The sequence below is a fragment of the Chryseobacterium sp. FG46 genome, assembly GCF_057809135.1.
In genome coordinates, this window is the sequence record NZ_JBMDJJ010000001.1 from 263,316 (window position 1) to 279,245 (window position 15,930).

Consider the following 15,930-nt stretch of genomic DNA (forward strand, 5'->3'; position numbering starts at 1 on the left):
TCATCTGTTGTAGAGTTGGGTATTCATGTCTTCAAGAATTCTGTTCCAGTCAAAAGCTTCTTCCACCATTTTCATGGCATTTTCAGACATCTTCTTATATTCATTCTGATTTTCCCATATTTCAGACATCATAATAAAAGAATTGGTAAGCAGAGCAGAATCCGGGGTAGCGATACTGATGCCGGCATTGTATTTTTCTACCAGATGTCCGATATTCGTATTTTTGGTGACAATACAGGGTTTTCCAAAATCAGCTGCTTCAATGACTGAGACAGGAAGGCCTTCATTTCTGGAAGGATGTACGAAGACATGCATTTTTTTGATCAGATCATTTTTTTCTTCTCCAAACTTACTTCCAAACAATTCTACTTTATCACTTATATGATATGATTTCAGTAGATGGATGAGCTCATTTTTCTCAGCTCCGTCTCCTACAATCCAGAGTTTGGAATGAGGTTTTTTGCTGGAAAAAGAAGCGAAACTGTTAATGAGAATATCCAGACCTTTTGTATGAATATCCAATCTGCCAACAAATCCGAAAATGATAGGTTCTTTGAGATTGCCGGAATAAAAGCCTGTATTTATTCTATCATAGCCATAGGTAATCAGAACGCTTTTTGAGGCTGGAAAAACAGAATGGAGACCTTCTATTTCACTTTCTCCTATACAATGGATTTTAGAAGCATTTTCAATGACTTTTTTCTCAAATATTTCAAAGTAGATCTTCTTTGTATATTTGCTTTTCTCCATGGCAATACTATTATATGCTCCATGAGGAGTTATTACGTATCGGTAGTTATTTTTCTTTAATAATTTACTTAAAGAAGAAAATAAGGGAATCCATCCTCCATGAAAATGAAAAATTGTTGCCTGATCAGCAGCCAGAATTTCTTTTTTAAGATCATCAGGAATAGAAAAAGGATTTCTTTTTTTCTTGAAAATCCTGGTTACAAATATTCTTTCGGGATAGTTGATTTCTGTATTTTCAGAAATACCCCATACTTCTACGTTCTCTTTGTTTTGTGCCTGTTTTGTTGCAATATTATACACGACTTTATTAACGCCGTTCATTTTTTCGGGATTCGCTTTTCCTAATATTACATGTACTATGCCCATACCGAAATTTGTTTTTTGTTGAGAATTATTTTCCAATACACAATCATGATAATCTGGTTCATAGCTAAGCCAGTTACAGCACCATATAGCTGCCCGTACTTTAATAAAAAATGGAAACTCAGAACCGAGAAAACAAAGGATATACAATATCCGATAAAGAATGCCTTATTTTGTTCTAAAACTCTGATGGAAATCCGGGTTGGATAACTGTATAGAATTACAATATATAATGCTGAAACCAGCTTAATGACAAATCCATATTGATGATATTTTTCTCCTCCGAGCATAATAATCAACGATTCTGAAAAAGTGAAAAAACAAATGATTATAATGGCTAATACGGCTATTGCTTTCATCATCTTGAGAAGAAGCTCCTTTTTCTCCTGGTTTTTATTTTGATAATAAAGCTGAGCTGTTTTAGGAAGGTAATAGTTTTCAATGGTTTGTAAGATAACATTGATAATTCCGAAGAAGGACTGAACAAGCCTTAATGCTCCCAAAGCATTGATCCCTAGGTATACCCCTGCAGCAAGAGTAAAAAAATTACCCGAAAGCCACTGAAGAACAGAGGCGCTTAATAGCCATTTACCCTCGGTAAAATAATAGTGTAAAAGTGAAGTGTTTTTAAGACTGAAGTCTGCATTTTTTATAAGATATCCCATAGCGGGAATAGATGCCGCAAAGTTTACCATACCAATAATATATAGGCTCTTCCATAAGCTAAGGGACGTTTCAAGCCAAATTAAGGGGAAAACAATAATAAAGACAGTATCAATAAAAATGACAATTTTAATATGATCTGTGATAAGCAATATTTTCCTGAGAAAATCCTGTAAAATATAAGCTGAAATGAAAATTATGATGGCAGAAAGATTGTTTTTTAAAAATGCTATGGCCGGAATAGGGAGAAGGGTAATAAAGAAAATAATGAGGCTGAATATGGAGATCAAAACCAATGCAGCCAGAAATGCAAAGCCCAGCGATTTTTTACTGAAATTCTTTGCTGATAAAATCTGAAAAGGCTGAACAATAAAAGCGTTAGAAATACCTACCAGAAAATAGGTTATTAAAAGAATAGATGAAAATATTCCAAATTCAGAAATACTTAATTTTCTCACCAATAAAAAGGTCAGAAGAAAATTGCTCCCGCTGAATATGAGCTGATCTGTAAAAACCAAAACAGAGGCGCTTTTAAATATTTCATGGAATCTTTTCACGATTTGTATTTGTTTATAATTCCTTTAATGGTAGTTATCAGGCTAGGGTTGTATCCTTCTTTATTCAAAACGAACCAAAGATTGGACAGTTTATATTCATCTTTTAAGAGTTCTATGTTTATTATATTTTTAACGGCAGTTTTCCGGCTGTCAAGTATGAACAGGTTCTGGTCTGAAATATTCATGAAAAGTAAGGGAAGCTTGCCCTGCTTTATTGCTTGATTATTGATGACACAAATATCACATTCTCTCATTTTTTCATTGATAAGATCTCTCACTTCCCGAGCTGTCAGTCGTAGATTTTCTTCGGCTGAAAAATTGATATAATGATCAGCCCCTGAATTGCTTAAGGTACCTGCTACATCTACTAGCAGAACCTTTCTGGATTGCAGTTGTAATGCTCTGATGATATTTTTTGCATGAAATGTATGCTGTTGTGCTTTATCATATGAAGTAATACAAATCTGCTTTTTATCTTTTATTATTTCTTTAAGCTCCATTTCCAAAACATTTTCCAGAAAATGGTGCATTATTTTTTCTTTCTTTTTGATAAATGGGGTAGTGAATGCTATCGGTATGGAACTGTTTTTTTCAATGGTAGAAATATCATTTACTTTGGCTTTGGCAAAATGTACTGCGTAAATCAGAAAAATAGAAGCAACCATACTCATAATGGCAGCAACAATAATAATGATGGAGCGCATTGGTGATACAGGCTCCTGTGGCAATTCCCCTCGGGAAATAATTTTATGGAATGAGATCTTTGCAGCTTTTGCAATCTCGGCATCTATTCTTTTTTCATTCAGAAAATTATAGTTTTTTTCATAGAGATTAAATTCCCTATTCATAATGTTTAATAGCTTTTCTTTTTCAGGAAGACCAATGAAAGCACTTTCTGCAGTCTGAATATCGCGCTCTATATCATTGTATTTTATCTGTAAATTTTTCTGAGTGTTTTTTATGCTTTCAGTTTGATAATCGGTAAGGTCTTTAATTTTTGTGTCAATGATTTTTACTTTTTCATGCTCAGGAGTGTAGGTAAGTAATAATTCTTTTTTTTCTGCCTGTAGCTGTTTCATGTTTTTTACCATTTCGGTAGAAAGGAGATCGTTGAATGCTTCAAAGTTTGTAGCCAGATCAAGATAATTATCTTTCCCTTCTGTAATATAGCTGTTAAGATTTTTGATGGCATCAAGATTCATTTTGAGATTACTTTGCTGGATTTTAAGCTGGGCTATCTTTCTCAGATCCGTTTCTGTCTCTTGTGGAATATTGATAATATTTTCTTTGTTTCTGTAATTTTCAATACGGTTTTCTGTTTCGGATAATTTATTGTTAGCCTGTCCTATTTCTCCTTTTAGAAAATCAACAGTAGTATTGGCTGCCCGGTATTTATTTTCAATATAATCTTCAATATATGTCTCAGCCAGGGTATTGACAAGGAGACTTGCCTTGGCGGGTACATTGCTTTTAAAATTGATTCTGATAACCGGTACATCTTTGTCTACGGCTACAATGTCAAGATTTTTATTAACTTTTTCGAGAAGCTTTTCTCTGCTTAAAAATACCAGTTCGTAATGATCAATGATTTTTGCATTAGGTTTGGAAAGCAGATATTCTTCGTTTTTTGTAATCAGGATTTTACCTCCTTCAATATTGGTGGGAATACCAAATACACCTTTTAATTCTTTTGGGGATTCTGAAGTAGTGAGTATATAGTTTGCAGATGATAGGACATTTAATGAGAATTTTTTGTCAAAGTTTTTTTTGTCGGCAAATGTTGCTTCAACTTTTATTGGAGAGTCATTAAAAAGCTCGACTGAATGCATTTTTCCTTTGCGGTAAATTTCTGTAGAAAAGGATAATTTTTTTAAAGTTTTTTCGATGAGAGAAGAGGATTTGAGAACTTCAATTTCTGTACTGATTTTGTTGGCTGATGCAAATACATCAAAGTCTTTGAAAAGATTTGCACTGGGAACTCCTTCTTGTGTATCCGCAAGTTTTAGTTTGGCCGTACTTTCATACATTGGTGTAACATAATTGAGATATTTTTTTATGGCCAAAACAGAAATTATCATTGCAAGAACTACTATAGGCAGTCCTCTTAAAAGAGGTTTCAGGAATCGTACATTTTCGTTGTTCATGGTATAAGTTTTATAACAGACCTATTAAAATGGCAGCTGCAGAGGTAACGGTTGCAAAAGGAATAATGGTTGAGATTCTTTTGTCAAAATCTTTACTTTTCTTAGAGGGGACAATCACGTAATCTCCAGGATGAAGAACAATATTCTGATTGGGAACATCTTTCATTTTACTGAGGTCAATATTAGTAACCCTCACATTTTCGCCCTCCTGTCTTAAAATTTTTATTAACCTGAGATTGGCGTACATTTCAAAACCTCCTGCTTTTGAAACCAGCTCAAGTAATGTATTCTGATCTTTATCTACCTGTATAACAGCCGGGTTTCTTACTTCACCCATTACCGTTATTTCTTTATTAAGTACTTTGACATCGATGACTGGATTTACAAGCCACTTTTTTAACCTGGTTTTAATTTCCTCTTTCAGTTCAGGAACCGATTTTCCAACGACAAAAGTGGTTCCCAGCCTGGGAATTTCAATATTGCCATTTTTATCAACCAGAAGCCATTTGCCATATACTTCGTTAGAATTATAAATTCCGTAGACTGAGCCTACGCTTAAATCATCCTGACCCCACACAGACAGAGTAATTTTATCATCTTTCCGTATTTTGTATTCGTACTCCGGATTAAAGTTGAAATCCTGCATATCTCTGGATGCCTGCTCTTCTTCCAGTACATTATATGTCTTACAAGAACTAAGCAGTAAGAGAAAGATAAATGATATGATGAGTTTTTTTGTCATAGATTATTAAAATATCATTGAAAAAAATTTGCGAAAGCCTTTTAACTTGCTTTGAGAGATTTCTTCTTTTATTTTTAAAATTTTTTCTATGGTTTTTACCATTTTTTCGCAGACATTTGTATTTTTAGTTAAATAATCAAATGCTCCGTATTTAAGTGCATTTACTGCTGTATCTATATTTTCCTGCCCGGAAACCATGATAACGTAAATATTGGGATCAAAACGTTTTATTTTTTTTAAAACTTCAAACCCGTTCAGATCTTCCATATTATAGTCTAGAAAAATAATGTCCGGCTTCTGATAAAGTTCATCCAGACAATCTTCTCCACAGCTAAAGGAGGTAATGTCTTCATAATGATGGTTTTTCAGATACTGCTGATAAACATTTGAACAAAACCTGTCATCATCTACAATAAAGAGTTTTAAATGTTGATTATTTGCTTCCATTTTATTTATTTTGAAAACAATATCTCTATTTCTATACCTTTTTATAACCCGTTGTTTATCAATTGCTTGTGTTTGTGTTTTTTTCCAGAATATGGAATAGCTTCTTGATTTTGGATTAAATAGATTGGTTTATTTCATCTTTCAATTGAGTGACCACTATTTCAAGGGTTTCCTTTATTTTTTCAAACAAGGAATATAATTCAGGGAATTCTTTATTTTCCTCTATTGTAAGTAATTCAAGTTGCTTTACTTCATTTTCAATAGAACTTATTCCTATGGCTTGTATACTAGGTCTTATTCTATGCATCAGTTTTCCAATTTCAACATAGTTTTTCTCATCAAACGCCTTTTTCATTAATGGAAGTGTTGTTTCAGTCTGTCCAATAAATATTAATAGCATTTTCCGCATAAAATCTTTATCCCCTCTGCTGAGAATCTGTATATTTTTGAGGTTGTAGAAAGTTTCGCCAGCGTCCGACATTGTCTCTATTGTTTTTTCGGGGATTTTAACGTACTTGTAAATTGTTTTGAGTAAATTTTCTTCATTAAAGGGTTTGGTGATATAATCATTCATTCCCGCATTAATACAGTTATCTATTTCTGTTTTAAAAGCGTTAGCGGTAAGTGCTATCACAGGGGCTTTAATTCTAAGTTCCTTCCGTAATATTTTAGTTGCTTCAATACCATCCATTTCTGGCATTTGCAAATCCATCAGAATAATGTCAAATTGTTCTCTGCTTAATATTTCTAGGGCTATTTTACCATTTTCAGCTTTAACAACACTACATTCAAAATGTTTAAGAGATCTTTCTGCCACCAGCTGATTAAGTGCATTATCTTCTACCAGCAGAACTTTTGTACCTGCAATGGACATATTTTGATTTTTCCAGGTATTTTCTTTTAAGGCTTTTTCATCACCCCTGTCTAAAATCAGAACTATTGTAATACATGTTCCTGAGTTTTTTTCACTTTTTACATTAATTTCTCCTTTCATAAGGTGAACAAGTTCTTTGGTAATAGACATTCCAAGACCTGTACCTCCATATTTTCTTGAAATTGAACTGTCTTCCTGATTAAATTTTTTGAATATATTACGTACATATTCTTCGCTCATTCCAATACCGGTATCCGTAATGCTGATCGAAATCGTTTGTTGGTTTGAAAAACTTTTCAGCACATTAGATTCAACTTTGATATGCCCTTCGTTGGTGAATTTCAAAGAATTACCAATGATATTGTATAACACCTGTTCAAGTCTTAGAGAATCTCCTTTTAAAACCGGGAAAATATCCGCAGAGAAATCTGTCATAATTTTAAGGTTTTTTTCTTCTGCTTTTGGCTTAAGAACGGAAATGACTTTTTGAATACTGTCTTTTAAAGAAAAACTCTTGTGCTCTAAAGACATTTCTCCAGATTCAATTTTAGAAATATCGAGTATGTTATTAATAATTGATAATAAGTGCTGTGAAGCGTTATAGCTGTTTTCTACAAATTGTTTCTGTTCATCAGGGAGGTTACTTCTTTTGAGCTCTCGCAGAAAACCAATGATACCGTTAAGAGGGGTTCGTATTTCATGGCTCATATTGGCAAGAAAAACCTCTTTAGCCTTGGACGCTTCCAATGCTTTTGCTTTTTCAAGTTTTAATTCTTCTTCCAATTTTTTTTGATCGGTAATATCAAGATGGATTCCTATGGAACCTAACAAATTTCCCAGGTCGTCATAATTTGGAGCTCCGCTTACTGCCCACCATCTTATTTCTCCTCTCTTGTTTCTTACAGGGAGCTGATATACACTGGAAATTCCTTTTTTTCTCAGTTCTATCTGTTCTTGCAAAAACCGGACGTGATTTTCTCCGTACAAAAAGAGTGTACTTGGGTTTTTACCAATTACTTCATCCAGTTCAAACCCTGAGACATTACAAAAGCTTTGGTTTGCATAGCGAATAATTTCATCATTATCTACTTCAATGAGTCCCAGGTTCATGTTAGCAATAATATTCCGATATTTTTCCTCTTGCTGCTTTATATAATCTTCCGCTCTTTTTCTTTTTCTTAGCTGTTCAGAGAGATACAGTGACAGTTCTTTAAGATCTTCCGATTTTTTTATTTCAATATCAGAATCAATAATTTTTAATGATTCATAGAGGTTGCTGATAGATTCATGTTTAAGTGTATTTTCATTTTTAAGATTTTGATACAGCTCCTGATATTCTTCTTCACTTTGTTTGAAAGCATAGTCCATAAGTTCTTTATCCCTTTCAAATGATTTGTAAGATTCATTAACTGCATGAATAAAATTTTTAAATTGCGGATGATTTTTGCAGTCTTCCGTAAGATATTTATTGATCTGTCTCTCGAGTAAATTGTGAAATTTGGTTTCCATAGTTATTCAATTTCATTAACTGTGGTGATGGTAATAGTCTGATTGTGCAGAGCACAGTCGCCAAACGGGCTTAAAGGAGATAGCTCTCCGTATGAGTAAAATCCGGTTATTGCCGTATTTGATTTGAAAACATCCCGCACTATATCCACTTCTTCATAAACTCTGTCTCCCAATACCATTTTTCTTCCTACACAGCTTATAATGATTCCCAGTTTAGGAGGATTTGTATTCATTTTAAGACATTGATGGGCTGCATCATTAGCTGCATCAATAAGTCTGTCCATATTGGCTTTCATAAACCTTACTTTACTTCCTTCCGGCAGATCTCCTGCAAAAATCATCGTGTTATCTTTAATGGAGAGAATTGTTCTCACTACTGATAAAGAATCTTGATGTAACGTAAGAGACAATGGAAAAAGTAGAGCAGAGGCGGGAAGGTCTTCGGCGTACCTTCCCAAATATTTTTTATAAAGATCCAATGCATTTTTATGATCAATTTCATAAAGAACATTATCATGTGACTTGGTGACCACTCTTTCAAGCCCAAAGCTTTCCCAGCCGCCAATTGAAGAATGAGATAATTCCAGGTTCGTTCCATAAAATCCAATCGCCAGAATCTTATTGGGTTCAGGAACCTGATTGAGTCCGACTACAGTTTTTTCAAATTTATCACCATCCCCGGCCAGACCGCCTGAAATCAAAACTTCTTGGGGGCGACTGGCGTTAAGTCCGCGCACTAATTGACTGCCGTTAACCTTACTGCCGTCAGACAAAATAAAAACCCATTTAAGTTCTTTTGAAGGAAGGTTTTCAATTAATTTTTTTCCTGCATCATAGCTGCATGAAAAATCTTCAATATCAATCTGTGAAGTCTTTATGTAAGATGTTGAAAAACTGATTATAGTTAAAGCTACCGTATCATCATACACTTCATTACAGAAAATTTCTCCCGAAGAAGAAGACAGGGCTATCTCTGCATTAGGAAACGTTTCCTTTAAAAGAAGATAAAAGTTATCCTCTTCAATAATACTTCTGGCTCCATATCCTATAATGATCTGAGCTTCCTGATAGTTAAGCTTTTCATCATTTCTTTCTGATTTGAATGCTCCGTCCTTAAAAAGTAATTTAGCAACTTTCATCTATTTATTTTCAATTTCAAGGTTATTAATAAGATTATATATAGTTGATTTGCCTATATCTAATAGTTTTGCGGTTTTAATGACATCATTATTATTATTTTTTAGAAAATGTAAAATGATATCGGTAGTATATTGTTTTAGTGTTTTTTGTTCATTGAGAAAAGATTCTGAACTTTTTTCCAGATTAAAGAAATTAATATCTTCTGCTGTTATTTCGTGATTATCAGACATAACACAAGCAAGATCAACAACAGACTTTAATTCTCTTACATTTCCCGGAAAATGATAAGCTAAAAGTTTTTTCCTTGCATCCGAAGATAAAGACAAAGGTTTAACCTTGTTTTCTTTTGCGAAAAGCTCTATAAAATGTTTGGCCAAAATCAAAATATCCTGATCCCTTTCCCGTAAAGGAGGAAGTTCAATAGGAAGACCAATAATCCGGTAATAGAGATCTTCCCGGAAGTTGCCTTTTTTGACTTCCTGTACAAGATTTTTGTGCGTAGCTGTAATAATCCTGACATTGAGTTCAATTTTTTGCTTTCCGCCTACTCTTGTGATTTCTCTTTCCTGTAGGGCACGTAGTAATTTACTTTGAATATTAAGATCCAGTTCTGCAATTTCATCTAAAAAAATAGTTCCTCCATTAGCCTGCTCAAACTTTCCGATGGCTCTTTCTGTAGCCCCTGTAAAAGCACCTTTTTCATGGCCAAAAAACTCACTTTCCACTAATTCTTTAGGAATAGCAGCCATGTTTACCGCAATAAAAGGTTTGTTTTTTCTTGATGAATTATAATGGATTGCCTTAGCAACAACTTCTTTACCAGTACCTGTTTCACCGGTAATGGAAACATTGATGTTGGACGTAAGTGCTTTATTAATTTTAGAAAATATATTTTTTATGGGATCGCTTTGCCCAATAATTGTTTTTTCAAACGTATATTTTTTTTCGAGCTCATCTTTAAGGTCTTCAACCTCCTGCTTTAGGTTGATATTTTCATTTAATCTCATGATAGAATTCCACAAAAGTTCTTTGGTATGCTCGTTTTTTACAATATAATCTTTTGCTCCCTGCTTTAGAAAATTGATGGCAACTTCAATATTTTCCTGTCCGCTTATAACAATAATCGGAAGTTCAGGATATAGGTTTTTAATCTGTTTAAAAAGTTCATCTCCCTGAATGTCTGGTAACCCAAAATCAATACAAATGATATCAGGATTATGGTAAAGATTGGAAAGACAGTCTTTTGCATTGCTGAATAGCAGAACTTCATAATCAGGATTTAGTTGGAGATGATACTTTAACATTTCTCCTATGAAAATATCATCGTCAACTATAAATATTTTACACATTTGCGCAGGTTTTAGTTTTTATGTTTACTACTAAAATAATGAATTTTAATTATGTGATGAACTATTTTATCATAAAGATTAATAATTTGAAATAATAATTTATTATTGTTGAATATTTTGTGTGGAGTTATTTAATCAAAATCTTCCTGATGAAACTCTTCCCGCACTGCAGTTGCTACCTTTGTAGGACACGGTTCTTATACTCTTTAACTTTAATGCTATGAAAAGAGTTAGAAAAAATTACCGTTTAGAATTTAAGATCCAAGCAGTTTCATTAAGTGAGCAAAGAGGTAATGTTTCTTCAGTAGCCAAGGAGCTTGGAATCTGTAAAGAAATTTTGGTCACTTGAAGAAAACTTCACAGAGAGGCTAAACTTACAAAAGAAAAGCAAATTTCCTCTGACCCGATAAGGGAAAGGTTATTGAGGCTTCGCAATGAATTGGAAGAAACAAAGCTAGAGTGTGAAATTGCTTATTTAAAATCATTCTTAATGAAAAAAGTTGTAATTTTGATAGAGTGAAAAAGCTGATTTCTATATTGTTATTAACATTGTATTTGGTTTCTACAACCGAACTGTATCAGCTTTTGAAAATGCCTCTGCTCATTGAGCATTATATTCAGCATAAAGACCTGAATCCTGAAATGTCACTTACTGCATTTCTGAAAACCCATTACGATCATCCTGTGAAAGACAGTGACCATGATCAGGACCAGAGATTGCCTTTTGTATCACATGCAAGCCTGCTGTCTGTGGTTTTTACTGTTAATCCTTCCTTAGATTTTCTTTGTATTGAGAAGGTATTTACTCCTATTGAAATCAAGAAGACTTTTTACAAAAGTGCGCTTTACAATAAGGAAATTCTTAATTCTATCTGGCAGCCGCCAAGATTTCGTCAATCTTAATCTATTTTTCTCAGTCATTTTTTGATTGGGAAGGGTATTCTGTTTTTTTAATAAGTATCTGTATGTAATACGGATGCATGGATCTATGCATCAGAATACCGGAAATTTTATCACGATAATTAAGATTAATTAATCATAATATGCTTACAAAAATCATTGAGTTTTCTGTAAAGAATAAACTCATTATTGCATTGTTGGTATTGGGACTTATTGGTATAGGCGCCTATCAGGTTACCAAACTGCCGATAGATGCGGTACCGGATATTACCAACAATCAGGTACAGGTTATTACCACTGCACCATCTTTTGGTGCAACAGATATAGAACGGCTTGTTACTTTTCCTATAGAGCAGGCCAACAATAATATTTCAGGATTAAAGGAGATCAGAAGTTTCTCCAGGTTTGGGCTTTCTTTGGTTACCATTGTCTTTGAAGATGATGTAGACATCTACTGGGCAAGACAGCAGGTTGCCGAAAGACTTCAGCAGATACAGGCGGTGATTCCGCAGGGAATAGGAAATCCACAGCTTGGACCTATCTCCACAGGGCTTGGCGAAATTTTCCAGTATGTGGTAAGGCCAGAAAAAGGATATGAAAAAAAGTACAATATCACAGAACTCCGTACCATTCAGGACTGGATTGTAAGAAGACAGCTTTTGGGAGTAAAAGGAGTGGCGGAAGTAAGCAGCTTTGGAGGCAAGCTGAAACAATATGAAATTGCTGTAAATCCGGACAGGCTTAATGCTTATGGAATAACAATCAATGATGTATTTGATGCATTACAGGCCAATAATCAGAATACCGGAGGTGCTTATATCGAAAAGGGCCCCACTGTTCTATACATCAGGAGTGAAGGGTTAGTAGGAAGTATTGAAGAAATCAATAATATTTCTATTGCAACAAAAACAAATGATGTACCGCTGTTTATACGGGATATTGCTGAGGTAAAGCCAGGTTTTGCTACCCGTTATGGAGCGATGACCTTTAATGACCAGGGAGAAGTGTCAGGAGCTGTAGTAATGATGCTCAAAGGCGAGAACAGTAATCAGGTCATAAAAAATGTAAAGGAAAAAATTGCCCAGGTTCAGAAATCACTTCCGAAAGGAGTGGTGATAGAGCCTTTTCTGGACAGAACCAAAATGGTGAACAACGCCATCGGAACAGTAGAAAAAAACCTGACGGAAGGAGCTTTGATTGTAGTCTTCGTACTGGTTTTATTTTTGGGGAATATAAGAGCAGGTTTGCTGGTCGCCTCTGTTATTCCTTTGGCGATGCTTTTTGCAATATGTATGATGAACCTCTTTGGAGTCAGTGGAAATCTGATGAGTCTTGGAGCCTTGGATTTCGGGCTGATTATCGATGGAGCAGTGATTATTGTAGAATCTGTCTTACATCAGTTCAGTCATAATTCGAAGTTTAAAAAGATTTTCTCTGTCGGAAAATCGGAAATGGATACTGTCGTTATTGAATCTGCAGGAAAAATGATGAACAGCGCCGTTTTCGGACAGATTATCATTCTGATCGTCTATCTCCCGATCCTTACCCTGCAGGGAATCGAAGGGAAAATGTTCAAGCCTATGGCTCAGACTGTAGCTTTTGCACTGCTGGGAGCGTTTTTGCTTTCATTAACCTATATTCCGATGATGAGTGCGCTATTGCTGAGAAAAAGAAGCGACAAACCTACTTTATCAGACAGAATGATGAAAAAGGTAGAAAAGATCTATCTTACAGTTTTGCTCAAACTACTCAGAGTCCCCAAAATAGTTTTTGGTGCAGTGGCAGTCTTATTTATAACTGCTGTTTTCATCTTATCCAAAATGGGTGGTGAATTTATTCCTTCCCTTGAAGAAGGTGATTTTGCCGTAGATACCAGAGTTTTACCTGGAAGTAACCTGACAACAACGATTGAAAGTACCCAGAAAGCAGCATACATTCTCAAATCCAGATTTCCCGAAGTGGAAAAAGTGGTCACAAAAATTGGTAGCGGGGAAGTCCCTACCGATCCGATGCCGATGGATGCTTCTGATATGATGGTTATTTTAAAGGATAAAAAGGAATGGACTTCTGCGTCCACTTTCCCGGAGCTGGCAGATAAGATGGGTAAACAGCTGCAGGATATACCTGGAATTACTGCCAGTTTTCAATATCCTGTACAGATGCGTTTTAATGAATTAATGACCGGAGCAAGACAGGATGTCGTGATCAAAATTTTTGGAGAAGACCTTGATGTACTTTCCCAAAATGCACAGAAGCTCGGGAAAATTATAGAAACAGTGGAAGGAACCCAGAATCTCTATATAGAACCTGTTTCGGGAATGCCCCAGGTAATCATTGAATACAACCGTCCTCTGATCGCTCAGTATCATTTATCCGTTTCAGATATCAACCGGGTGGTTAATACTGCATTTGCGGGGCAAAGTACCGGATTGGTTTTTGAAGGTGAAAAACGCTTCGATATGGTCGTACGTCTGGACACCAAAGACCGGAAAAATGTGACCGATATTAAAAACCTTTTGGTCCCTACACCGTTTGGAAATCAGATTCCGCTGTCTCAGCTTGCCAGAGTGGAAGTGAAAAACGGCCCTAACCAGATTCAGAGGGAAAATGCCCAGCGAAGAATTGTTGTAGGTTTTAATATCAAAGGCAGGGATGTTCAGAGTATTGTAGAAGAACTTCAGCATAAGGTAGATCAGAAGATGAAGCTTCCTACGGGATATTACATGACGTATGGAGGCTCGTTTGAAAATCTCAATAACGCCAAACAGCGCCTCATGATAGCAGTTCCCATTGCTCTGGCTCTTATTTTCGTTATGCTTTTCCTGGCCTTTAATTCTGTTAAAGAAAGTTTGCTCATTTACACTGCGATTCCTCTTTCTATTATTGGCGGTGTATTTCTGATGGCGCTTAGAGGAATGCCTTTCAGCATCAGTGCAGGAGTGGGATTTATTGCACTCTTCGGAGTGGCAGTACTGAACGGAATTGTGTTGATCTCAGAGTTTAACCGTCTTCACAAGAAAGGAATTAAAAATATTGTAAGAATCATTATTGATGGTGGAGAATCGAGGCTTCGGCCGGTGCTGATGACGGCCTTTGTCGCTTCACTGGGCTTTATTCCGATGGCTGTCAGCAACGGAGCGGGAGCAGAAGTACAGCGACCTCTTGCAACGGTGGTTATTGGAGGGCTGATGGTGGCAACTTTTCTTACCTTATTTGTCTTACCATTATTGTATGTAACTATTGAAAAAGGATTTAAAAATGAAAGAAATAAAAAATAAAAAACAGATTTCCGCTCTGGCTTTTTTTGTATGCTTCGGTTTTGCGGGGCTGGTCAACTCCCAGACTCCCGTTACATTGCAGGATGCTGTTGATATTGCTTTGAAAAATAACAGAAATCTTAAAAATGAAAAATTAAAATCAGAATATACAAAAGCGCTTATCAGATCATCATCTGATATTCCTCAGACGGGAGTCACAGTAGATTATGGGCAGATCAACAGTGCTCTGACGGATATGAAATTCGGCATTTCACAGAATATAGCATTTCCAACCGTATATAAAAAGCAGAAGAACGTATACACCGAAGAATGGAAAAAATCTCTGCTGAATGTTTCTCTTAAAGAATATGAACTGAAGAAAGCCGTGAGCCTTACCTTTTATAATATTCTGTATGGGAAACAAAAAGAAAAGCTTCTTCTGGAAACATTAAAGCTGTACACTGATTTTCTGGATAAGGCAAACATCCGTCTGAAAGCAGGAGAAAGTAATATTCTGGAAAAAACTACGGCTTCCAATCAGAAATCTTCCATTGAAATTCAGCTAAAGCAATTACGCCAGGAGCTTTCAGTGCTGGGATATCAGCTTCAGTGGCTTTTAAATACAGAAACAGATTTCCTTCCGGAAGATCAGAAAATTTATCATGGAGGTCTTAAAGAGGAGCTTAGCTTACATCCGGCTATTAAAGTATTGCAGCAACAGAAAAACATTTCAGAACAGCAGATTGCCCTTGAAAAGGCAAAAATGCTTCCCGGACTTCAGCTGGCCTACAACCTCAACAGTTTCAGAGGGATGGGTGCTGATGATAAAGTGTACAACGGGGCACCACAGTTTCATTCTGTACAGCTTGGGGTTTCTGTTCCTGTTTTTTCAGGTGGGCAGAAAGCCAGAATTCAGGCCGCAAAAATTGCTGAATCTGTTGTGGAAAGTGATATTGCCAACATGGAATTCAATCTGCAGAATCAGTACAGAAAGGCATCCGGGATTTATCAGGCTAACCTTGACATTGTTTCCCAATATGAGAGTTCGGAATTGAAAAACGCCGATATCATCACTGAAACAGCCAAAAAACAGTTTCTTGCAGGTGAGATCAATTATCTGGAATTTGTTATCCTGATCAATCAGGCAGTTACTTTAAAAAACAGCTACACCGATGCAGTCTGGAAACTGAATCAGAGTGCTATAGAGCTGGAATACCTTACTTTAAATCCATAAC

At 35.5% G+C, this 15,930-nt stretch carries 9 protein-coding genes and 1 pseudogene; 2 read left to right on the forward strand and 8 right to left on the reverse strand.

Annotated features, from left to right (window positions below; all coding sequences use genetic code 11):
- The 8 genes from ACODR7_RS01150 to ACODR7_RS01185 all read right to left on the reverse strand — a co-directional run bounded on the left by ACODR7_RS01150 (position 1) and on the right by ACODR7_RS01185 (position 10,538).
- Entirely contained in the window at positions 1–1,116 is a 1,116-nt protein-coding gene (locus ACODR7_RS01150) for a glycosyltransferase family 4 protein (RefSeq protein WP_488836584.1), read from the reverse strand.
- Entirely contained in the window at positions 1,107–2,333 is a 1,227-nt protein-coding gene (locus ACODR7_RS01155; protein WP_488836586.1) for a lipopolysaccharide biosynthesis protein, read from the reverse strand. The genes ACODR7_RS01150 and ACODR7_RS01155 overlap by 10 nt, the downstream gene beginning before the upstream one ends.
- The gene (locus tag ACODR7_RS01160) at positions 2,330–4,477 is read right to left on the reverse strand and encodes a GumC family protein (RefSeq protein WP_488836588.1); all 2,148 of its coding nucleotides are present in this window, start codon (positions 4,475–4,477) and stop codon (positions 2,330–2,332) included. Before ACODR7_RS01160 ends, ACODR7_RS01155 begins: the two co-directional genes overlap by 4 nt.
- 10 nt (positions 4,478–4,487) lie before the next feature.
- Positions 4,488–5,219, reverse strand: coding sequence for a polysaccharide biosynthesis/export family protein (locus ACODR7_RS01165; protein ID WP_488836590.1), 732 nt, complete (start codon positions 5,217–5,219; stop codon positions 4,488–4,490).
- Positions 5,220–5,225: 6 nt separating this feature from the next.
- Positions 5,226–5,666: a response regulator gene (locus tag ACODR7_RS01170; protein ID WP_488836592.1), complete on the reverse strand. Its 441-nt coding sequence runs from the start codon at positions 5,664–5,666 to the stop codon at positions 5,226–5,228.
- A gap of 115 nt (positions 5,667–5,781) precedes the next feature.
- Positions 5,782–8,049 (reverse strand): PAS domain-containing hybrid sensor histidine kinase/response regulator, encoded by a 2,268-nt coding sequence (locus tag ACODR7_RS01175; protein WP_488836594.1) that lies wholly within the window; start codon positions 8,047–8,049, stop codon positions 5,782–5,784.
- 2 nt (positions 8,050–8,051) lie between these two features.
- Positions 8,052–9,188, reverse strand: coding sequence for an FIST signal transduction protein (locus tag ACODR7_RS01180; protein ID WP_488836596.1), 1,137 nt, complete (start codon positions 9,186–9,188; stop codon positions 8,052–8,054).
- Positions 9,189–10,538, reverse strand: coding sequence for a sigma-54-dependent transcriptional regulator (locus tag ACODR7_RS01185; protein WP_488836598.1), 1,350 nt, complete (start codon positions 10,536–10,538; stop codon positions 9,189–9,191). It lies immediately after the preceding gene.
- 516 nt (positions 10,539–11,054) lie between these two features.
- Between ACODR7_RS01185 and ACODR7_RS01190 the strand changes: the two genes are divergently transcribed.
- Together ACODR7_RS01190 and ACODR7_RS01195 are read left to right on the forward strand one after the other, a co-directional pair.
- Positions 11,055–11,441, forward strand: a complete 387-nt coding sequence (locus tag ACODR7_RS01190; protein ID WP_488836600.1) for a hypothetical protein — start codon at positions 11,055–11,057, stop codon at positions 11,439–11,441.
- A gap of 140 nt (positions 11,442–11,581) precedes the next feature.
- Positions 11,582–15,929 (forward strand): annotated as a pseudogene (locus tag ACODR7_RS01195) (CusA/CzcA family heavy metal efflux RND transporter).
- The last annotated feature ends 1 nt before the right edge of the window (position 15,930 follow it).

Bases quoted from the DNA above. Each gene is read 5' to 3' on its own strand.
- ACODR7_RS01150 (WP_488836584.1), bottom strand. From the start codon at position 1,116: ATGGGCATAGTACATGTAATATTAGGAAAAGCGAATCCCGAAAAAATG.
- ACODR7_RS01160 (WP_488836588.1), bottom strand. From the start codon at position 4,477: ATGAACAACGAAAATGTACGATTCCTGAAACCTCTTTTAAGAGGACTG.
- ACODR7_RS01165 (WP_488836590.1), bottom strand. From the start codon at position 5,219: ATGACAAAAAAACTCATCATATCATTTATCTTTCTCTTACTGCTTAGT.
- ACODR7_RS01170 (WP_488836592.1), bottom strand. From the start codon at position 5,666: ATGGAAGCAAATAATCAACATTTAAAACTCTTTATTGTAGATGATGAC.
- ACODR7_RS01175 (WP_488836594.1), bottom strand. From the start codon at position 8,049: ATGGAAACCAAATTTCACAATTTACTCGAGAGACAGATCAATAAATAT.
- ACODR7_RS01180 (WP_488836596.1), bottom strand. From the start codon at position 9,188: ATGAAAGTTGCTAAATTACTTTTTAAGGACGGAGCATTCAAATCAGAA.
- ACODR7_RS01185 (WP_488836598.1), bottom strand. From the start codon at position 10,538: ATGTGTAAAATATTTATAGTTGACGATGATATTTTCATAGGAGAAATG.